At 71.3% G+C, this 19,341-nt stretch carries 19 protein-coding genes and 1 pseudogene; 10 read left to right on the forward strand and 10 right to left on the reverse strand.

The annotated features are described in order from the left end of the window. Window positions 1-57: 57 nt before the first annotated feature. Genes ACFYV5_RS29490 through ACFYV5_RS29505 form a run of 4 tightly spaced genes read right to left on the reverse strand, consistent with a single transcriptional unit; the run spans window position 58 to window position 1,575 of the window. Window positions 58-249 (reverse strand): DUF1059 domain-containing protein, encoded by a 192-nt coding sequence (locus tag ACFYV5_RS29490; RefSeq protein WP_355105545.1) that lies wholly within the window; start codon window positions 247-249, stop codon window positions 58-60. A 51-nt stretch (window positions 250-300) separates the two neighbouring features. Continuing rightward, on the reverse strand, window positions 301-549 hold the full coding sequence (locus ACFYV5_RS29495; RefSeq protein ID WP_389173365.1) for a hypothetical protein: 249 nt from the start codon (window positions 547-549) through the stop codon (window positions 301-303). Further along, window positions 546-1,028 (reverse strand): sigma factor-like helix-turn-helix DNA-binding protein, encoded by a 483-nt coding sequence (locus ACFYV5_RS29500; RefSeq protein WP_355105549.1) that lies wholly within the window; start codon window positions 1,026-1,028, stop codon window positions 546-548. Before ACFYV5_RS29500 ends, ACFYV5_RS29495 begins: the two co-directional genes overlap by 4 nt. 31 nt (window positions 1,029-1,059) lie before the next feature. Next, the gene (locus ACFYV5_RS29505) at window positions 1,060-1,575 is read right to left on the reverse strand and encodes a MarR family transcriptional regulator (RefSeq protein ID WP_355105551.1); all 516 of its coding nucleotides are present in this window, start codon (window positions 1,573-1,575) and stop codon (window positions 1,060-1,062) included. 147 nt (window positions 1,576-1,722) lie between these two features. Between ACFYV5_RS29505 and ilvA the strand changes: the two genes are divergently transcribed. The 3 genes from ilvA to ACFYV5_RS29520 all read left to right on the forward strand — a co-directional run bounded on the left by ilvA (window position 1,723) and on the right by ACFYV5_RS29520 (window position 5,037). Then, window positions 1,723-2,952: a threonine ammonia-lyase gene (gene ilvA, locus ACFYV5_RS29510; protein ID WP_389173368.1), complete on the forward strand. Its 1,230-nt coding sequence runs from the start codon at window positions 1,723-1,725 to the stop codon at window positions 2,950-2,952. 199 nt (window positions 2,953-3,151) lie between these two features. Then, window positions 3,152-4,183 (forward strand): ATP-binding cassette domain-containing protein, encoded by a 1,032-nt coding sequence (locus ACFYV5_RS29515; RefSeq protein WP_355105555.1) that lies wholly within the window; start codon window positions 3,152-3,154, stop codon window positions 4,181-4,183. A 5-nt stretch (window positions 4,184-4,188) separates the two neighbouring features. Further along, window positions 4,189-5,037 carry an ABC transporter permease gene (locus ACFYV5_RS29520; protein ID WP_389173579.1) on the forward strand — a complete coding sequence of 283 codons (849 nt, stop codon included), beginning with the start codon at window positions 4,189-4,191 and terminating at the stop codon, window positions 5,035-5,037. A 78-nt stretch (window positions 5,038-5,115) separates the two neighbouring features. Here ACFYV5_RS29520 and greA read toward each other — a convergent pair whose 3' ends face one another. Both greA and ACFYV5_RS29530 read right to left on the reverse strand, forming a co-directional pair. Continuing rightward, window positions 5,116-5,613, reverse strand: coding sequence for a transcription elongation factor GreA (greA, locus tag ACFYV5_RS29525; protein ID WP_355105559.1), 498 nt, complete (start codon window positions 5,611-5,613; stop codon window positions 5,116-5,118). 199 nt (window positions 5,614-5,812) lie between these two features. Then, entirely contained in the window at window positions 5,813-6,214 is a 402-nt protein-coding gene (locus ACFYV5_RS29530) for a DUF4307 domain-containing protein (protein WP_389173371.1), read from the reverse strand. 98 nt (window positions 6,215-6,312) lie between these two features. On the opposite strand from ACFYV5_RS29530, the gene mca reads away from it, so the two are divergent. Beyond that, window positions 6,313-7,194 (forward strand): mycothiol conjugate amidase Mca, encoded by an 882-nt coding sequence (gene mca / locus ACFYV5_RS29535; RefSeq protein ID WP_389173373.1) that lies wholly within the window; start codon window positions 6,313-6,315, stop codon window positions 7,192-7,194. Next, window positions 7,187-7,420, forward strand: a complete 234-nt coding sequence (locus ACFYV5_RS29540) for a hypothetical protein (RefSeq protein WP_355105565.1) — start codon at window positions 7,187-7,189, stop codon at window positions 7,418-7,420. Before mca ends, ACFYV5_RS29540 begins: the two co-directional genes overlap by 8 nt. Before the next feature lie 207 nt (window positions 7,421-7,627). Here the strand turns inward: ACFYV5_RS29540 and ACFYV5_RS29545 are convergent, their stop codons facing one another. Beyond that, on the reverse strand, window positions 7,628-10,852 hold the full coding sequence (locus tag ACFYV5_RS29545) for a tetratricopeptide repeat protein (RefSeq protein ID WP_389173375.1): 3,225 nt from the start codon (window positions 10,850-10,852) through the stop codon (window positions 7,628-7,630). Window positions 10,853-11,128: 276 nt separating this feature from the next. On the opposite strand from ACFYV5_RS29545, the gene ACFYV5_RS29550 reads away from it, so the two are divergent. Both ACFYV5_RS29550 and ACFYV5_RS29555 read left to right on the forward strand, forming a co-directional pair. Beyond that, window positions 11,129-11,518, forward strand: coding sequence for a rodlin (locus tag ACFYV5_RS29550; RefSeq protein ID WP_355105569.1), 390 nt, complete (start codon window positions 11,129-11,131; stop codon window positions 11,516-11,518). 142 nt (window positions 11,519-11,660) lie between these two features. Then, window positions 11,661-13,730, forward strand: coding sequence for a thioredoxin domain-containing protein (locus tag ACFYV5_RS29555; protein WP_389173378.1), 2,070 nt, complete (start codon window positions 11,661-11,663; stop codon window positions 13,728-13,730). Between the two features lie 9 nt (window positions 13,731-13,739). On the opposite strand, the gene ACFYV5_RS29560 is transcribed toward ACFYV5_RS29555, so the two are convergent. Continuing rightward, on the reverse strand, window positions 13,740-14,771 hold the full coding sequence (locus ACFYV5_RS29560; RefSeq protein WP_389173380.1) for an LCP family protein: 1,032 nt from the start codon (window positions 14,769-14,771) through the stop codon (window positions 13,740-13,742). Between the two features lie 151 nt (window positions 14,772-14,922). On the opposite strand from ACFYV5_RS29560, the gene ACFYV5_RS29565 reads away from it, so the two are divergent. The 3 genes and pseudogenes from ACFYV5_RS29565 to ACFYV5_RS29575 all read left to right on the forward strand — a co-directional run. Then, window positions 14,923-15,129 carry a hypothetical protein gene (locus ACFYV5_RS29565; RefSeq protein WP_355105575.1) on the forward strand — a complete coding sequence of 69 codons (207 nt, stop codon included), beginning with the start codon at window positions 14,923-14,925 and terminating at the stop codon, window positions 15,127-15,129. Window positions 15,130-15,311: 182 nt separating this feature from the next. Further along, window positions 15,312-15,545 carry a chaplin gene (locus ACFYV5_RS29570; protein WP_389173382.1) on the forward strand — a complete coding sequence of 78 codons (234 nt, stop codon included), beginning with the start codon at window positions 15,312-15,314 and terminating at the stop codon, window positions 15,543-15,545. A 263-nt stretch (window positions 15,546-15,808) separates the two neighbouring features. Continuing rightward, a pseudogene (locus ACFYV5_RS29575) lies at window positions 15,809-16,807 on the forward strand (glycoside hydrolase family 26 protein); the annotation flags it as partial. A gap of 710 nt (window positions 16,808-17,517) precedes the next feature. On the opposite strand, the gene ACFYV5_RS29580 reads toward ACFYV5_RS29575, so the two are convergent. Next, window positions 17,518-18,663 carry a GNAT family N-acetyltransferase gene (locus ACFYV5_RS29580; RefSeq protein WP_389173384.1) on the reverse strand — a complete coding sequence of 382 codons (1,146 nt, stop codon included), beginning with the start codon at window positions 18,661-18,663 and terminating at the stop codon, window positions 17,518-17,520. Next, window positions 18,660-19,337 carry a lipopolysaccharide biosynthesis protein gene (locus ACFYV5_RS29585; protein WP_389173386.1) on the reverse strand — a complete coding sequence of 226 codons (678 nt, stop codon included), beginning with the start codon at window positions 19,335-19,337 and terminating at the stop codon, window positions 18,660-18,662. Before ACFYV5_RS29585 ends, ACFYV5_RS29580 begins: the two co-directional genes overlap by 4 nt. Window positions 19,338-19,341 lie beyond the last annotated feature (4 nt).

The following is a 19,341-nucleotide window of genomic DNA, read 5'->3' on the forward strand; positions in this document are numbered from 1 at the left end:
ACGGGTACGGGCCGGGCGCTCTCGACGTGGGCGCCCGGTCTCGACGTGGGCGCCCGGTCAGGCGCTGACCTTCTCGTCCTCCAGTGATTCGCGGACCATCTTGCGCAGCTCGGGACTGTCGGAGTGGCCGTGCACCGAGATCGCGTGCTCGGTCGCGGCCTGTACGACTTCCTCTTCCTCACCGCTGATGGTGAGCGTGCAGCCCATGACGCTGGGCGTCTTGCGGCAGTCGGCGACCTTTCTGGTCATGACGGCCTCCTGGGGCTCGGAGTGGGTGCCGCTTCCAGCCTAGGGCCGGGCTCACCAGCCTTCGAGCGGTGGCGTGGTCTCCGGCGGCGCGTGCCAGGGCTCCACGACCGACGCCCACACCGCGAAGGCCAGCGCGGCCACGGCGAGCAGCGCCCACAGCGCCCGGCGCAGCGCCCGGTCGCGGTGCAGCAGCCGGGTCCCGCGCGCGACGGCGCGGGCCGCCAGATCGCCGGGGACCGGCGGGGGCGGGCTCTCGAGCATCCGCCGGACCTCGTCCTCCTTGCGCCCGTGGTGGTTCACGAGGCCACCTCCCCCGGCCGGAGGCGCCGGTCCCGCAGGGCGGTGACCGAGCGGGCGCACAGGGCCCGGACCCGTTCCTCGGGCAGCCCGAGCAGGGCCGAGGTCTGTTCCTCGGCCACGCCCTCGTACAGCCGGAGCACCACGACGAGACGTTCCTGCGGGGTGAGCGCGGAGAGCACACCGCCCTGGCCGCGGTGGTGGCGCCAGGCGGTGCGGGCGAAGCGGGCGGCGAGGTCGGCGCGGGTGCGGTCGTACGGATCCTCGCCGCGCAGCCGGCTCCACTGGGCGTAGGTGTGGGCGAGGGACGCGGTCAGCAGCGCCTGGGCGCGCGGATTGCGGGCCCGGGTCTCGGCGGTGAGCAGTGTCGCGACATGCAGCAGCCGCGGCGCCGCCCCGGCCACGAACGCCTCGAACTGCCGGGTCCTGTGCCGCTGTTCGCCGCCCTGGCCGTCCCCTGGGTCGCCCCGTCGATCGCGCACGTCCTCATATGAGGACAGGGCGGGGCCCGGGTCAAGAGGTTGGGGCGGACTCCGTGTCGGCGGCGGGCGGCAGGCCCGACTGGCGTGCGGAGAGGGCCGAGTTGAAGCGGGTGAGCAGCGTGCAGAACGACTCGCGCTCGGCCGCCGTCCAGCCGTCCGTCACCTGCGCCATCAGCTCGCGGCGGGAGGCGCGGACCTCCTCGAGGCGGGCGAGCCCGCGCGGGGAGAGCTGGAGCACGACCGCGCGCCCGTCCTCGGGGTGCGAGGTGCGCTTGACCAGGCCGGTGTCGACGAGCGGGGCCACCTGACGGGTGACCGTGGACGAGTCGATGCCCATGCCCGCCGCGAGCGCCTTGACGCCCATCGGGCCTTCCTGGTCGAGCCGGTTCAGGAGCAGGTAGGCGGCGCGGTCCATCGAGTTGCGGAGCTGTCCGGTGCCGCCGAGACGCGTCTGCTCGGCCCGGCGGGCGAAGACGGCCACCTGGTGCTGGAGGGCATCGAGGAGACCGGGGTCAAGCTCAGTCGTCATGTCCTGAGATGGGGGCATGGCTGTGGGGGCTCTCTCGTGCGGTGGTCGGTTGGTGGGGGACAGAGTACGCGGACCGGCGGGGGTCCGTACCAGCGCTGCGCGAACCCGCTTCGACGCCTTCCGCCCGGGCGGCCACGGGGCCCGTGAGCTGCGAGACTTGCTGTCATGAGCTTCCGTAGGCCAGACCCCTTGCACCACCTGATCCTCGACGACGTGCGCGGGGCGCAGAAGATGCTCTCCGGGGTGGCCAGAGTGACCGCGATGGAGGGCAGCCGGTATCTGTCCTCGCTGGTGGGAGCCCCGGTCCACCTCAAGTGCGAGAACCTTCAGCGGACCGGTTCGTTCAAGCTGCGCGGTGCGTACGTACGGATCTCCGGGCTGCGGCCGGAGCAGCGGGCGGCCGGGGTGGTCGCCGCCTCGGCGGGGAACCACGCGCAGGGGGTCGCGCTGGCCTCCGCGCTCCTCGGGGTGCGCTCCACGGTGTTCATGCCGGTCGGTGCCCCGCTGCCGAAGGTCGCGGCGACCCGGGAGTACGGCGCCGATGTGCGGCTGCACGGCCAGGTCGTCGACGAGACGCTGGCGGCGGCGGAGGAGTACGCGGCGGAGACGGGCGCGGTCTTCATCCACCCCTTCGACCACCCGGACATCATCGCCGGACAGGGCACGGTGGGCCTGGAGATCCTGGAGCAGTGTCCGGAGGTCCGCACGATCCTCGTGGGTGTCGGGGGCGGCGGTCTCGTGGCCGGCATCGGGCTCGCGGTGAAGTCGGTCCGCCCGGACGTGAAGGTGATCGGCGTGCAGGCGGAGGGCGCGGCCGCGTATCCGCCCTCGCTGGCCGCCGGGCACCCGGTGGCGATCGACGCGCCGGCGACGATGGCCGACGGGATCAAGGTGGGACGCCCGGGCGACGTGCCGTTCGCGATCGTCCAGGAGTACGTCGACGAGATCCGTACGGTCTCCGAGGACGCGCTCTCCTCCGCGCTGCTGCTCTGTCTGGAGCGGGCGAAGCTGGTGGTCGAGCCGGCCGGCGCGAGCCCGGTGGCGGCGCTGCTGAGCGATCCGAAGGCTTATCCGGGCCCGGTGGTCGCGGTCCTGTCCGGCGGGAACGTGGACCCCTTGCTGATGCAGCGGATCCTGCGCCACGGCATGGCGGCCGGGGGCCGCTATCTGAGCCTGCGGCTCCGGGTGACGGACCGGCCGGGGGTGTTGGCCAACCTCCTCGGGGTGCTGACGACGGTCGACGCGAACGTGCTCGACGTGGGTCACGTACGGACCGATCCGCGGCTCGGCCTCACGGAGGTGGAGGTGGAGCTGCACCTGGAGACGAAGGGCCCGGAGCACTGCCGGGAGGTCGAGGCGGCCCTGCGGGACGCGGGGTACGTGGTGATGGCGTAGCGGACGGCGGGTTCGTCGACCGGGCGGCGCCGGGGATCGGTCTTCGATCCCCGGCGCCGTTCCGCGTTCCATCCACAGCTCTTGAGTATCGCGATGTATCGCGTTACGGTGTGGGCTCGGTCACCAAATCACTGGGCGGCGACCGCCGTTCGAACCTAAACTCGGGTGGAAAACGCCCAAATCCCCTGGGAGAACCCACATGCCAGGCGCGATCTACGCCGAAGGTCTGGTGAAGACCTTCGGCGACGTACGAGCTCTGGACGGCGTGGACCTCGACGTACCCGAGGGCACGGTCCTGGGCCTGCTCGGCCCCAACGGCGCGGGGAAGACCACCACCGTGCGCGTGCTGACCACGCTGCTCCAGCCCGACAGCGGAAGCGCCGTCGTGGCGGGAATCGACGTGCTCAAGCACCCCAACGAAGTGCGGCGGTCCATAGGTCTCTCCGGCCAGTTCGCCGCCGTCGACGAGTACCTCACGGGCCGCGAGAACCTCCAGATGGTCGGGCAGCTCTACCAGATGAACGCCAAGCGGGCGAAGGCCCGGGCGGGCGAGCTGCTCGAGCGCTTCAACCTCGCGGACGCGGCCGACCGCCCCGCCAAGACGTACTCCGGCGGCATGCGCCGCAGGCTCGACCTGGCCGCCGCCCTGGTCGTCTCGCCACCCGTGATGTTCATGGACGAGCCGACGACCGGCCTCGACCCGCGCAACCGGCAGGCGCTCTGGGAGGTCATCCAGGAGCTCGTCGCGGGCGGTACGACGCTGCTCCTGACGACCCAGTATCTGGAGGAGGCCGACCACCTGGCCCACGACATCTGCGTCGTCGACCACGGCAAGGTCATCGCCCGCGGCACCTCGGACCAGCTCAAGGCCCAGACGGGCGGCGAGCGCGTCGAGGTCGTCGTCCACCAGCCGGAGATGATCGCGCCCGCCCGTGACGTCCTCGCGCGCTACGGCCTGGCGGGCATCGGCCACGGCGAGGTCTCCGTCGAGAACCACACCCGCAAGCTGACCGTCCCGGTCGCCGGCGGTGCCAAGCTGCTCGCCGAGGTCATCCGCGACCTGGACACCGTCGGCGTCGAGATCGACGACATCGGTCTGCGCCGCCCCACCCTCGACGACGTCTTCATCTCGCTGACCGGCCACGCGGCCGAGGCGGCCGAGGAGGAGAACGGGGAGGCGGCACAGGACGCCAAGGGCCGGGGAAAGAGCCGGAAGGAGGCGGCCAAGTGACCGCGGTGACCAATGCCCCGAAGCTCCAGGACACCAAGCCGCGCGGCGGGGTGGCCCAGTCGATCAGTGACTCCCTGGTCGTCGCGAAACGCAATCTGATCCGGATGACCCGGATCCCGGAGATGATCATCTTCGGGCTGATCCAGCCGATCATGTTCGTGGTGCTGTTCAGCTATGTCTTCGGCGGTTCGATCAGCGTCGGGGGCAGCACCTCGCCCGCCGCCTACCGCGAGTTCCTCATGGCGGGCATCTTCGCCCAGACGGTCACCTTCGCCACGGCCGGCGCGGGCGCGGGCATCGCCGACGACATGCACAAGGGCCTCATCGACCGCTTCCGCTCCCTGCCCATGGCGCGCGGCGCCGTCCTGACCGGCCGCACCCTGGCCGACCTGGTGCAGACCACGCTCACGCTCGTGGTCCTCGCGATCGTCGCGCTCCTGGTGGGCTGGCGCACACACGAGAACATCGGCAAGGTCCTCGGGGGATTCGCCCTGCTACTGCTCCTCGGCTACGCCTTCTCGTGGATCGGCGCCCTGATCGGTCTCTCCGTACGGACTCCGGAGGCGGCCACCTCCGGCGGCCTGATCTGGCTCTTCCCGCTGACGTTCATCTCCAACGCGTTCGTGCCGTCGGAGAACATGCCGACGTTCCTGCGCACCATCGCCGAGTGGAACCCGTTCAGCGCCACGGTCCAGGCGGCCCGCGAGCTCTTCGGCAACCTCCCACCGGGCTACCCGGTTCCCGACGCCTGGCCGATGCAGCACCCGGTGTGGGCCTCGATCATCTGGTCGGTCCTGATCATCGTGGTGTTCCGGACGCTGGCGGTGCGGAAGTACCGCTCCGCGACGGCGTAGTCGGGCGGCGGTTCCCGTGAGGCAGCAGGAAGGGCCGGTCCTCCGAGGAGGACCGGCCCTTCCGCTGAAGGATCGGGCTCAGCCGGTGTACGGCTTGGCGCTGAGGATCTTCACCGTCGCCTTCCTGCCGTTCGGCAGCTCGTACTCGGCGTCCTCACCGGCCTTCTTGCCGTTGACGCCCGTGCCGAGCGGCGACTGCGGCGAGTACGTCTCGATGTCACTGCTCGCGTACTCGCGCGAGGCGAGCAGGAACGTCATCGTGTCGTTCTCGTCACCGTCGAAGGCGATCGTCACGACCATGCCCGGCGCGACGACACCCTCGTCCGCCGGAGCCTCGCCGACCTTGGCGTGCTCAAGCAGCTGGGTCAGCTGGCGGACCCGGAGCTCCTGCTTGCCCTGCTCCTCCTTGGCCGCGTGGTACCCGCCGTTCTCGCGCAGGTCGCCCTCCTCGCGCGCCGCGGCGATCTTCGCGGCGATCTCGGTTCGCGCGGGACCAGACAGGTACTCCAGCTCGGCCTTCAGCTGGTTGTACGCCTCCTGGGTGAGCCAGGTGACGTTGTCGCTGGTCTGGGTCACAGGTGCTCCTCGTAGGTACTGGGATACAAAGCATCGCCCTACCCAGAAGGATTGTCCTTCCTGGGCGGGCGAAACCACGAGCCTAACAATGAGTGGCGAAAAGGGGGAGGACATAAACCATCAAGATGGCGTCACTCCTGGTCAGCGTGCGGATCGAAGGCGACACGCCGCAGGCCCGCCATCCGGTCCCTACCCACTGCTACCGGGCGGTACACCCCACGAGTTCGGCGTTGGTGGCCCGCGCGGTCGTCCGGATCGTCCAGACCCGGTCGATCCGGTCGGCGGCCTCGTCGATCCGCACATCCTTGCGGCCGACCTCGGCCCCGTCCTCGGACCGCGAGCGCAGCGTGCAGACGCCCGTGACGTCGGCGTCCTTGCGCACCTCCAGGTGCACCTGCACCTCGGTGTCGCTCACCACGTCGAACTTGATCACCTCGGCGCTGATGGAGCTGCCCACGACGTGGTGCCAGCCGAACCAGCCGATCATGCCGAGGAACAGCACGCCGAGCACGGCGCCGGCGACCCTGAGCTTGCGGTCGGCGCGCTCGTCCGCGGAGCGGCCGTAGCGCCCCTCGGGCAGCTGCTCTCGCACCGCGCTCATGATCGTTCCTCTCGCCGCCGGGGAGCCCGGAATTTTCCACCCCCCGGTTCCGTCACTATAGAGACCTGCCTCCGCGACGAATCACTGAGGATCGAGTCTTGACTGAGCAGCTGCGACTGATGGCCGTTCACGCCCACCCCGACGACGAGTCGAGCAAGGGCGCGGCGACGATGGCCAAGTATGTGTCCGAGGGGGTGGACGTGCTCGTGGTCACGTGCACGGGCGGCGAGCGCGGCTCCATCCTCAACCCGAAGCTCCAGGGCGACGCCTACATCGAGGCGAACATCCACGAGGTGCGCCGCAAGGAGATGGACGAGGCCCGCGAGATCCTCGGCGTGAAGCAGGAGTGGCTGGGCTTCGTCGACTCCGGCCTGCCGGAGGGCGACCCGCTGCCCCCGCTGCCCGAGGGCTGCTTCGCCCTGGAGGACACCGACACGGCGGCGGGCGAGCTGGTCCGCAAGATCCGCTCCTTCCGTCCGCAGGTCATCACGACCTACGACGAGAACGGCGGCTACCCGCACCCCGACCACATCATGACCCACAAGATCACGATGGTGGCCTTCGACGGTGCGGCGGACACGGAGAAGTACCCGGAGGCCGAGTTCGGCCCGGCCTTCCAGCCGCAGAAGCTCTACTACAACCAGGGCTTCAACCGGCCCCGCACCGAGGCCCTGCACCAGGCGCTCCTCGACCGGGGCATGGAGTCCCCGTACGGCGAGTGGCTGGAGCGCTGGAAGGACTTCCAGCGCAAGGAGCGCGAGCTGACGACGTTCGTCCCGTGCGCCGAGTTCTTCGAGACCCGCGACAAGGCCCTGATCGCCCACCGCACCCAGATCGACCCGGACGGCGGCTGGTTCCGGGTGCCGATGGAGATCCAGAAGGAGGTCTGGCCGACGGAGGAGTACGAGCTCAGCAAGTCGCTGGTGCCCACCTCCCTCCCCGAGGACGACCTCTTCGCGGGCATCCGCGACAATGCCTGACATGAGCGCACACCTGGCACTGACCCAGCTTGTCCCCTTCGCCGCCGAAGAGCTGGACAAGAACAAGGTGACCCCCGGCGTCCTCGGTTTCGTCGTCTTCGCCGTGATGGCGGTGGCCGTCTGGATGCTGATGAAGTCGATGAACCGCCACATGGGCAAGGTCTCCTTCGAGGAGGCCCCGGACCCGAAGGCGGCGAAGGCCGGCAAGCCGGCCCCGCAGGAGTAGGCGGCCCGCCGCCGGCGCGGGCTCCCCCCGAGGGGAGAGCCTGCGCCGAGGCGTCCCCTGACACGCGGCGCCGGGCCCCGGCCCAGCGGGCCATGGGGCCGCCGCCGGGTCGTGGGCCGTCGGTCCCACCGGTCGGGCTGCCGAGCCCGTCGATCCCGCGGGCCGCCGGAGTGCACAAGTCCGCCCCCCGGCCTTGGCCGGCCCGGTTCACGCCACCTCCACCGGCACGCCCATCACCTCGCGGGCGTGACGGTTCGGAACCATGCCCAGGTCCCAGGCCTGCCAGCCCGTGTCGAGCTGGACGCCCCGCTCCAGGACCAGGGCGTACGCCTCCGCGCAGTCCTCCAGCTTCCCGTCCCGCGTCGGGTGGCGGTCCTCGATCAGCCGCGCCAGCTCCTCCTGGGCGACGGCCGTGCCCACCTCGACACCGCCCGGCGAGGCGTACGGGAGCAGCGTGCAGCGCAGGAAGCGGGCCCAGTCGGCGCCGCGCCGGTCGCCGTACGACAGGAAGAGCCCGACCGCCTCCCCGCACAGCTCCACGGCCTGCGCGACCTTGCCGTTCCCGGCGTCGACGATCGCCAGCTCCAGACACGTCCAGGCCTCGCCGTGGGCCACGCCGATGCGGTGGAAGTCCGCCCGGGCGTCCACCAGAAGCTGACGGGCGAAGCCTGAATTGCGCAGATTGCCCGTCTGGGCCGCGCGCTGGTCACGGGTGACCCGGCCCGAGTGGTGCCGCGCGCAGGCGAGCCCGTACACATCCCGCATCCGGGAGAACATCGTGCGCGCCCGCTCCAGCTCCCGTACCGCCTGATCCAGATCGCCGCGCTCCTCCAGCGCGTGCCCCAGGTAGTACAGCGTCCACGCCTCGCCCCGCGCGTCCTCCTGGTCGCGATGGCGGGAGAGAGCCTGGCGCAGGCCGTCCACCGCCGGCACGATCTCGCCCTCGACGAGCCGCGCCCGGGCCAGCTGCGTCAGCGCCCACGCCTCGCCGCGCCCGTCGCGGGTACGGCCGTACAGGTCCAGGGCCGCGCGCAGCGCGGTGTCGGCCCGCTCCACGTCACCCATGCGCAGACAGACCTGACCCAGCTGGAAGTGCGCCCAGGCCTCGCCGTGCAGGGACTCGTTCTCCCGGTGCAGCTCCAGGGCCGTGCGGAGCAGGTCAAGAGCCTCGGCCAGGTTCGCCCGGTCCCGCTCGACCGCCGCCAGCGCGTGCAGGGTCCAGCCCCGGTCGGCGGCCAGCGACTCCGGCTCCTGGAGCGCCAGCGCCTCGCGGAGCTTCACCGACGCCTCCGCCAGATTGCCCTGGTGGTGCAGGGTGATCCCGAGCGAGCAGAGCGCGAGCGCGGCCCCCGCGTCCTGGTGCGCCTCCTGATAGAGGGAGACCACCGAGGTCAGCGTGGTGCGCGCCTTGTCGAGCTCGCCGAGCTGCCGGGCCGCGATACCGGTCCGCCACTGCACCGACCGGGAGAGCAGCCCCTGGCCGACCGCGTCGGTCAGCTCGTTGATCTCGCCGAGGCGGTACAGGTCGCCGCGCAGCAGGCAGTAGTCACAGAGCGCGCCGAGCAGGTTCAGCACGGTCTGCTGGTCGACGCCCTCCGCGTGCCGCAGCGCCGCCGTGATGAAGCTCGACTCGTCGTCCAGCCAGCGCAGGGCCGCGTCCAGCGACCCGAAGCCGTGCCCGCCGAACCGGTCCGCCCTGGTCGACATCTTGCCGTCGACCATCCGGATCACCGCGTCCGCGAGCTCCGCGTAGTTCTGGATCAGCCGCTCCTGCGCGGCCGCGGTCTCCGCCGCGTCCTCCTCGTCCTGGAGCCGGGCCGCCGCGAACCCGCGCACGGAGTCGTGCAGCCGGTAGCGCTCTCCGCCCACACCGCCCCGGACGTGGTCCAGGAGACCGGCCCGGGCCAGCTCCCGCAGCAGCCGGGCCCCGTCCTGCTTGCCCCCGAGCAGCGCCCCGGCCGCCGCCGCGCCGAGCGAGGCACGCCCGGCGAGCGCGAGCCGCCGCAGCAGCCGTCGCCCGTCCTCGTCGAGATCCGTGAAGTACCGGACGCACAAGGCCCGTTCGACGGCCGAGGGGCCCCAGCCCGGGCGCTCCAGGAGGTGTGCCAGATCGCTCATCGAGCGGCGGCCCAGCGAGGAACCGGCGACCCGCAACGCCAGCGGCAGACCCTCGCACAGCTCCCGGACCCGGTCGAAGGCCTCGGAGCCGTACGGTCCGGAGTCCGGCTCCTCGGCCGCCTCCCGCAGCAGCTCCTCCGCCCCGGCCGCGTCCAGCGCCGCCACCGGCAGCCGGTGCACCGCCGCCGGGACGTCGTCCCCCAGCTCCAGCGGCTCCCGGCAGGTGACGAGCACCAGGCTGTCCGAGCGCTCCGGCAGCAGCGTACGGACCTGCTCCGCGGCCACCGCGTCGTCCAGGATCACCGTCACCGGCAGCCCGGTCAGATGCTGGTGGTACAACTCCGCCAGCCTGCGCACCTGTTGGTCAGCCGAGGACCGCTCGCGGAACAGCAGCTGCTCGCGCGGCGCGCCCAGCCGGTTCAGCAGGTGCAGCAGCGCCTCCCGCGTCGACAGCGGCTTCTCGCCGCGCGTCCCGCCGCCGCGCAGGTCCACCACGCACGCCCCGCGGAACTGGTCCCGCAGCGCGTGCGCCGCCCGTACCGCCAAGGTCGTGCGCCCCGCGCCCTGCTCCCCGTACAGCATCACCACCGTCGGCCGGGTCCGCGTCGACGCCCGGCCCGCCTGCACCCACTGGGTGATCTGGGCCAGTTCGGTGCGCCGGCCCACGAAGGCCCCTCCCGGGTCCGGCAGATGGCCGAACGACTGCTCAAGGACGGTTCGCCGGCGGGCCGCCGCGCTGCGGTCCGCGCCGCGCAGCTGCGCCACGACCTTCTGCGGCGGCTTCTGCGTGCTCGCCAACAGCACCCGCTGCTGATCGAGGAACGGCCGCACACCCCGTACCTCCAGCGCCGTCAGCCACTGCAGCCGCAGCTGCTCGAGGCCGCCCGGCTGCCCGAGGGCGCCCGCCCTGCGGTGCGCGGCCGGCCAGTGCGCCGCGGTCACCTTGAGGACGGTCGCCGCCGCGCCGGCCACCGCCACCACGGCCCCGGCGCCGAGCGCCGTCCCGGTGGCCGTGCCCAGGGCCAGGTCCGCTCCGAAGGCGGCGACCGCCGCAACGGCCGTGACCAGCGCGGGGGTTCCCACCGCGTCCCCGCTGAACCGGTCCGCCAGTGACCGCTGCCCCGCCTCCGCCTCCTCAAGGGCGCGCAGATACTCCGCGTACTCCTCGCCCGCAGCCGCCGCCATGGTGTCCAGCGCGGCCCGGCCGCGCGCCAGCAGCGCCGTGGAGTCGACGCGGCCCCCGGAGCGCCGCACCTCCTCCTCCACGGCGCGCGCCAACAGCCGTTCGGCTTCGGCCCGGTGGCTGTCCCGCATGTGCGTCCCCCTCCGAGAGCTTCCGCTTCCGCGAACAAGTGTCCTGCGTGACGCGCGTGGGCGCGAGGGATCGGAGCGGCCGACCGGTGTTCCGCCCGGCCCCGCAGGGGCTCGGGCCGTACCGAACATGTGCCCTTCGAGATCGCGTCCGATGGCGTTCATCTGCCGAATAGCGCATCCGGGTGATCAGCCGGAACCAATCCATTTTCCGGCAGTTGATCAGCATGCTTCGGTAACGGAGCATTCCAGGGCCCTCCAGCTCAAGAAGGAAATCTCGTGATCAAGAAGGTTCTCGCCACTGCGGCAGTTGCGGCCTCCGTCGTCGGTATGTCCGCTGCCACGGCGTCTGCGGCGACTGACGATGGCAACAGCACCAACCTCATCGGCAACCAGTCGAAGCAGCAGATCGGTAGCAACTCCACCGGTGGCTACATGAGCCCCAACTTCGGCCTCGTCAACGGTGGCGTCCTGCACTGCTTCGATGTCCAGGACATCACGGCTCAGGTGCCGGTCATCAACCTGGTTGCCGTCAACGTGGACGACGTTCTGAGCCCGAAGCAGAACATGACCTGCACCCAGAACTCGGTGGAGCAGCAGCAGAACAACCCGCTGTCGGACCTCATCGACATCCTGGACGACAACGGGAACACCGACATCAACAGCTGACGTCAGGTTCGCCGCTGAGCGGCCCCGTTCCTCGCAGAGCCAGTGCGAGGAACGGGGCCGTTCCCCGTATCACTGCCCCGTTCGTGCGCCGCCCACCCGTGGCGTCCGGGCGGGGCTTCGCCGTGTGCGGGAGGATGGAGGAATGCCGAACAGACTGGCCCATGAGACGTCCCCGTACCTCCTCCAGCACGCCGACAACCCGGTCGACTGGTGGCCGTGGTCGGCCGAGGCCTTCGAGGAGGCGCGCCGCCGCGATGTGCCCGTGCTGCTCAGCGTCGGCTACAGCAGCTGTCACTGGTGCCATGTGATGGCGCACGAATCCTTCGAGGACGACACCACCGCCGCCTACGTCAACGAGCACTTCGTCGCCGTCAAGGTCGACCGCGAGGAGCGACCCGACGTCGATGCCGTCTACATGGAGGCCGTCCAGGCGGCCACCGGCCAGGGCGGCTGGCCGATGACGGTCTTCCTCACCCCTGATGCCGAGCCGTTCTACTTCGGTACGTACTTCCCGCCCGAGTCCCGGCACGGGATGCCCTCCTTCGGCGACGTCCTCGACGGTGTCTCCCGCGCCTGGACCGAGCGCCGCGACGAGGTGGGCGAGGTCGCCGGGAACATCGTCAAGGACCTCTCCGCGCGCTCCCTCGCCTTCGGCGGCGACGGCGTTCCCGGCGAGCAGGAGCTCGCCCAGGCCCTGCTCGGACTGACCAGGGAGTACGACGCGTCGCGCGGCGGCTTCGGCGGCGCCCCGAAGTTCCCGCCGTCGATGGTGCTGGAGTTCCTGCTGCGCCACTACGCCCGTACGGGAGCCGAGGGCGCTCTGCAGATGGCCGCCGACACCTGCGAGGCGATGGCCCGCGGCGGGATCTACGACCAGCTGGGCGGCGGCTTCGCCCGCTACTCCGTGGACCGCGAGTGGATCGTCCCGCACTTCGAGAAGATGCTGTACGACAACGCCCTGCTGTGCCGGGTGTACGCGCACCTGTGGCGGGCCACCGGCAGCGACCTGGCCCGCCGGGTCGCCCTGGAGACCGCCGACTTCCTGGTCCGGGAAATGCGCACGGCGGAGGGCGGTTTCGCCTCCGCGCTGGACGCCGATTCCGCCGTCGAAGACGGATGGGGGCACCCCCAGGCCGAAGGCTCTGGGGGAGGCACGGGACGGCACGTCGAGGGCGCGTACTACGTCTGGACCCCGGAGCAGCTGACCGCCGCCCTCGGCGCGGACGACGCCGCCTACGCGGCCTCCTACTTCGGTGTCACCGAGGACGGCACCTTCGAGGAGGGCGCCTCCGTCCTCCAGCTGCCGCAGGACGCCGGAGTGTCGGACGCCGACAGGATCTCGTCCATCAAGGAGCGCCTGCTCGCCGCCCGCGACCGGCGCGAGCGCCCCGGCCGCGACGACAAGATCGTCGCCGCCTGGAACGGTCTCACGATCGCCGCGCTCGCCGAGACCGGCGCCTTCTTCGACCGGCCCGACCTGGTCGAGCGCGCCACGGAGGCCGCCGATCTGCTCGTACGGCTGCACATGGGCGCGGACGCCCGGCTGGCCCGTACCTCCAAGGACGGCCAGGCCGGCGCCCACGCCGGGGTCCTCGAGGACTACGCCGATGTCGCCGAGGGGTTCCTGGCACTCGCCGGGGTCACGGGGGAGGGGGTCTGGCTGGAGTTCGCCGGATTCCTGCTCGACATCGTCCTGGACCAGTTCGTCGCCGAGGGCGGCGCGCTGTACGACACGGCTCATGATGCCGAGGCGCTGATCCGCCGGCCCCAGGACCCGACGGACAACGCCACGCCGTCCGGCTGGACGGCCGCCGCCGGGGCGCTGCTCTCCTACGCCGCCCACACCGGCTCCGAGGCACACCGCTCGGCCGCCGAGGGCGCTCTCGGCGTGGTCAAGGCACTGGGTCCGCGAGCCCCCCGCTTCATCGGCTGGGGCCTGGCCACCGCGGAGGCCCTGCTCGACGGGCCGCGCGAGATCGCGGTGGTCGGCGCCCCCGGCGACGACACCGCCGAGGCCCTGCGCCGTACCGCCCTGCTGGCCCCCACCCCCGGCGCGGTCGTCGCCTTCGGCGCGCCGGACAGCGAGGAGTTCCCGCTGCTCAAGGACCGCCCGCTGGTGGACGGGGGAGCGGCCGCGTACGTCTGCCGTCACTTCACCTGCGACGCGCCGACGACCGACCCGGCCGAGCTGGCCCGCACGCTCGCGCGCTGAGCGGACGGACTACGGGCAGACGAGCGAGGCGCCGTCGATGGGCCGGTAATCGCCGAGACCCTTGGGGATCTCGCTCGTCTGCGTCCGCCGGGCCGCCGGCAGTGGCCGGTCGGCGCGCAGCGCCGCGAAGACCTCCGCCGCCTGCTCCTCGTCCCAGACGACGGAGGATCCCACGCCCGCGACGGTGCGGAAGCGGAGGGCGGGTGCGGTCGCGAACTCGGTGCGGTCGGGGGCGATGTTCCGGAGCCGGGCGGCGAGCCTCAGCATCTCGATCACGGACAGCGAACGCTCCGTCCTGGCCGTGCCCCGCAGCGTCGCGGCCAGGCGTGGCAGCCGGGTGGGATCGTCCGGCAGGTCCGCCCGGATCGTCTTCAGCATGTTGACCACGAACGTCTGCTGCTTCTGGATCCGGCCGAAGTCCAGCTTCCCGTCGCGCCGCGACCGTACGTACTGCAGCGCCTCCCCGCCCTCGACGTTCTTCGTCCCGGGGGCCAGGTCGATTCCGGTGACCGGGTCCTTGAGCGGCTCCACGGTGCAAATGGGCACTCCGCCGTCGACCTGGTCCACCGCGTCGATGAAGCGCCGGAAGTCGATCTCCAGGTACCGATGGACGCGTGTGTGCGTCATGCGCTCGACGGCCTCGATCGTGAACGCCGGACCGCCCTCCGTGTGGGCGGCGTTGATCTTCGCCGGGTGTGGGGCGTGCACCGTGCCGGTGCGCTGGTCGACGTGTTCGGTGGGGAACTCGGTGAGCGAGTCGCGGGGCAGACTCACCACACTGACCCGGTCGTTGCGGGCGGAGACGTGCACCAGCATCATCGTGTCCGTGCAGTCGCAGCCCTTGCCGCCGGCGCGGTAGCGCTGCAGCTCCTCTGCCGTGAGGCCCGCCCGGCTGTCGACACCGACCACCAGGATGTTGAGCCCGCGGTCCGGCGAGGGGAGGGCGGTCGGCACCGCGGCGACCGCCCCGGAGGCGAGGACGGTGAACACGGCCGTGGCGAGTACCAGCCGGCGCGGGCGGGGCAATTTCCTGAGAGACACGGGCGGACTCCACCGGCTCGGAATTGAGAACGCCCGCACGATATGCCGTTGTCCGTCGTACACAGGTTCGCGACGCGGCGTGGGCCGGTCGAATCACTCTCCTGCGGGGTCTGTGGAATGATAAGGGAACCGCAGTGGATGGGAGGGGAAGATGGCGCCCGATCCCGGGAAATGGGAGCGGATGGCCTTCATTCCGAAGAGCCGTTATGTGGTGGACCCGCCGCCACCCGCCGACCGGGGACCTTTCCCCGTCTACTCCTCGCTGGTCCAGCAATGGGCCCTGGCGGGCCGTACGGTGCCGGGGATGCCGGACCATGAGTGGGAGCGTCTGATGGCGACGCCCGTCTGGCCGCGTTGACTGCGCCGACTGCTCGGGGCGGCGAGCGCAATGGGGTGAATACGATTCGGTCGGCGATAAGTCGGTTTCCTTTTCGTGGCATGGTCGTTGTGATGTGTGCGGTGGAGGCCGGTCGGCTGTAATGCGCCGGCGATTCGCGAGATACGTGAAATTCCGTCCGCCGCGGAAAGGACTCTGACGAAATGAAGTGCAAGAAGGCTGCGGTCGTCGTCGCCGGTCTGTTCATGGCTCTGGGTGCCGCCTCCCCCGCGATGGCGGACGCCGGTGCGTGGGGCGGGGCGTACGGTTCGCCGGGCCTGCTGGCGGGGAACGTGGTCCAGGCTCCGATCCACATTCCGATCAACTTCTGCGGCAACTCCATCAACGTCGTCGGCCTGGTGAACCCGACGTACGGCAACGTCTGCATCAACGCCTGACGTTTTTCTCAGGGCCGGTCCCGCAGGACGTCTCGGACGTTCTGCGGGACCGGCCTTTCGTCATGTCCGGACGGGCCGTCGGCAGGGGCTGACGTCCCGTCGGGCCCACCCGTTTCCTCGTCTCAGTGCCCCAACTGGGCGATGAAATACACCAATGGACTACGCATCAGATCGAGGCGGCGTTCACCGTCGGCTCATTAGGAATACTTTCGGAGAATCAGACTGGCGGTCCATCGAGTGGTGCGGACAGTGAAGGAGTGGCCATGGCCTACCGAAATCGAAGAATGTCGAGTGTGTGGCTGGGGGTGTTCACCGCAGGTCTCCTCGCCTCGGGCTCGGTCGTGCTGTCCTCTCCGGCTCACGCCGCCGAATCCGTCACGACACGGAATCCCCAGCCGACCCTGTCCACCGCGATGGGCGCCTTTCTCGAATCCGGGCCGGTCGGCGTCGGGCGGATCGGCCAGCTGGAGCGGTGGCTCGGCGGGCGGGAGCTCCGGGTCGGCCACACCTACCTCCCCGGCGACCTCTGGTCGAACATCGAAGGCCCCCCGGGCTTCCTGAACGCCTGGGCGGACTGGCGCAACGAGCGAGAAGACCGGCTGTTCGTGCTGAACGTGCCGATGCTGGAGCGGAACGAGGCCGGCGTCTCCGACCACGAGGTGCGCCGCCAGCTGCAGCTCGGAGCGGCGGGGTACTACGACCACCACTTCCGGACGCTGGCGCGGCGTCTGGTGGATCTGGACGCGAAAGACACCGTCATCGTCCTCGGCTGGGAGATGAACGGCACCACGTACACGCACCGGTGCGCACCGGACCCCGAGGCGTGGAAGAAGTACTGGAACCGGATCGTCACCGCCATGCGGTCCGTTCCCGGCCAGGAGTTCCGCTTCGACTTCAATCCGAGTCGCGGGACGGACGCCATTCCGTGGACGGAATGCTATCCGGGTGACGACGTGGTCGACATCATCGGCATGGATTCGTACGACCAGCCGCCGGGATCCAGTTTCGACCAGCACGTCAACGAGCCGTACGGGCTGCGGAAACAGGTGGATTTCGCGGCCGAGCACGGCAAGCAGATCTCCTATCCGGAATGGGGGCTCTTCCGGAACGGGGACAACGCCGAGTACATGCGGCGGATGCTCGAATGGATGAACGAGCACAAGCCGCTGTATCACACGATCACCGACTACTGCCCGCACGGCGTCTGGCAGTGCGACGACAATCCGAAGTCGTCGCAGGTGTTCCGGAAGATGCTGTACGGCATGGAGCCGACGGAGCCCGAGATCCCGGAGGTGCCCGAGGTCCCGGAGGTCCCGACGGATCCTGAGGTGCCCGAGGTACCCGAGATCCCGGAGATCCCGGAGATCCCGGAGATCCCGGAGGTCCCGGAGGTCCCGGAGGTCCCGGAGGTCCCGGAGATCCCGGAGATCCCGGAGATCCCGGAGATCCCGGAGGTGCCCGAGGCACCCGAGGCACCCGAGGCACCCGAGGTCCCGGCGGAGCCGGAGACCCCGACGATTCCTGAGCCGAAGCCGGCACCCAAGCCCGAGCCGAAGCCGGAGAAGCCGGAGCCGAAGCCGGCACCCAAGCCGGAACCGAAGCCGGAGAAGCCGAAGCCTGAGCCCAAGCCGGAACCGAAGCCGGAGAAGCCGAAGCCGGAACCCAAGCCCGAGCCCAAGCCGGAACCGAAGCCGGAGAAGCCGAAGCCCGAGCCGAAGCCGGAACCCAAGCCGGAGAAGCCGAAGCCGGCACCCAAGCCGGAGTGCTGGAACGTGAACCTCGGTTCCTGGCTGGAGGACTTGGTCGGCGGGCCGGTCTGCGTTCCCAAGACCGACTGGGACGAGTTCGAGGCCGACATCGACGACGACACCGAGGAGCCCGAGCCCTGGGAGGTCATCATGGACAGCGAGAACTGGCCCTTCTGATCACCTGATCGGCGAACGGGACCCGGCCCCCACGGCGGCGGAGGAGATCATCCTCCGCCGCCGTTCGTCCTTCCCCACGCCCTCACCCGCCCGACCGCCCGCCCCACCCAGGCCCGCTCCCGCGCCTGCCGGGCCGCCCAGCGCCGGCCGCCCGCCGCGCCCGCCCGCAGCCACAGCAGCGGAGCCGCCCCCCGCCCCGCCAGCATCAACCGCTGGTTGGTGACGGTCTCCGGACGCCAGTGCTGCTTGTACGGTTCGGCGCCCCGCAACAGGCTCAGCGTCGCCCGCCCGCTCGCACTCGTCTCCCGCGCCCCGTGCCGCAGCAGCATGGTCGACACGTCGACCTTCCGCGCACGCAGCACCGGATCCGCGCCGTACAGATACCCGCCCACGAGCCGCGGCGACATCAGCGTCAGATCGGCCGCGACGATGTCCCCCGCGAGCCGGAACTCGGTCACCCTCGCGTCCCCGCACTCGACCATCGGCCGCACCGCCCGCGCCAGATGCTGCGCGAACCGGTCGCTGGTGTGCTCGACGGTGACGCCCCGCCCCTGCCACTGGAGCTGGTGGAGGGTCAGCAGCCGTTCGAGGGCGGCCGGTACCTCCTCGCCCGGCACGACGCGCTCGTCGATGCCGAGGGCGTCCAGCTTGCGGAGCTTGGCGCGCACGCGCTGGGCCCTGCTCGACGGCATGCGGGCGATCAGGTCGTCCATCGACACCCCGGGCAGTTCCAGACAGAGCGAGTCGGCCAGCCGCCGGCGCGGACCGCGCCAGCGGGCGAAGACCTGCTCGGCCGACGCCCCCGGCCGCACCTCGCGCAGGTCGACCACCGTGCCCCGCGCCACCCGTGCCAGTGCCCCGGCGAGCGCGGGAGCCGCCTCCGGACACGCGTCGTCGAGCAGGACGTCCGTGAAGTCCGTGATCGCACCACCCAGCTGGGTGAGGACCGGGAGCGGTCCCCGGGCGCGCATCAGAGGCGCCGCCGCGACCAGTTCGCCGTCCTCCCGCCGTACGAGCACCACACGCAGCGCGCCCGGCCTGCCGTACGACACCCACCAGGAGTGCAGCCAGGAGTGGGACTGGAACGGGGTGGCCGTGGAACAACGGGCGTACAGCGACGCCCACTCCTCGTCGAGCTCACCGAACTCCTCGCCGTCCCGGCAGACCTGTGTGCGCAGCTCGCTCAGGGTCACACCGCCTCCGGTTCCGGCTGGTGCGTGCCGGCCGCCGGGCCGGGAACGGCGGCGGACGGGGTCTGCCGCGAGTGCCGCGCCTCGGCACGCACCGCGCGCTTCGGCCGCACCAGCAGCACCAGAGCGCCGAGCAGGCCGCCCGCGCAGCCGCCGACCAGCGCGGAGAGCGGCGCGGACGGCGAGACCGGCTCCACCGGCTGGGTCGCCCGGGAGAACTGGACGACCTTCACACCCGTGTTCCCGGCGACGTGCGAACTGTTGACGATCAGGGCGCGGGCCACGCCGTCCGCCATCGACACGGCCCGCCCCGGCTTCGCCGCCCGCGCGGTGATCGAGATCATCGGCGCGTCCGGAGAGGTCGCCGCCTGCACGCTCGAGCGCAGGGTCTCGGTGGAGACTCCGGCCCACACCTGCGCGTCGCCGGTCACCGCGATGTCGGTGGCGACCCGCCCGTACGCCTGGGCGAAGCCGAGCGCGGCGGCCGGGTCGGACTTCTCGCCGGGGACCACGATGACGTAACTCGTCGCCGCGTACTCGGGTGCCTTCAGGGTCCCGTACCCGCCGCCGAGCGTGGCGCCGACCAGCACGGAGGCGGGCAGCACCCACCAGCGGCGCGGCGTGCGCAGGGCCTTCAGAAGGGGCGAGCGTTGCAAGGGCAGTGTGCTGGGGCTCATGGGT

Origin of the sequence: Streptomyces sp. NPDC003035 (genome assembly GCF_042888285.1) — a bacterium.
Classification (GTDB): domain Bacteria; phylum Actinomycetota; class Actinomycetes; order Streptomycetales; family Streptomycetaceae; genus Streptomyces.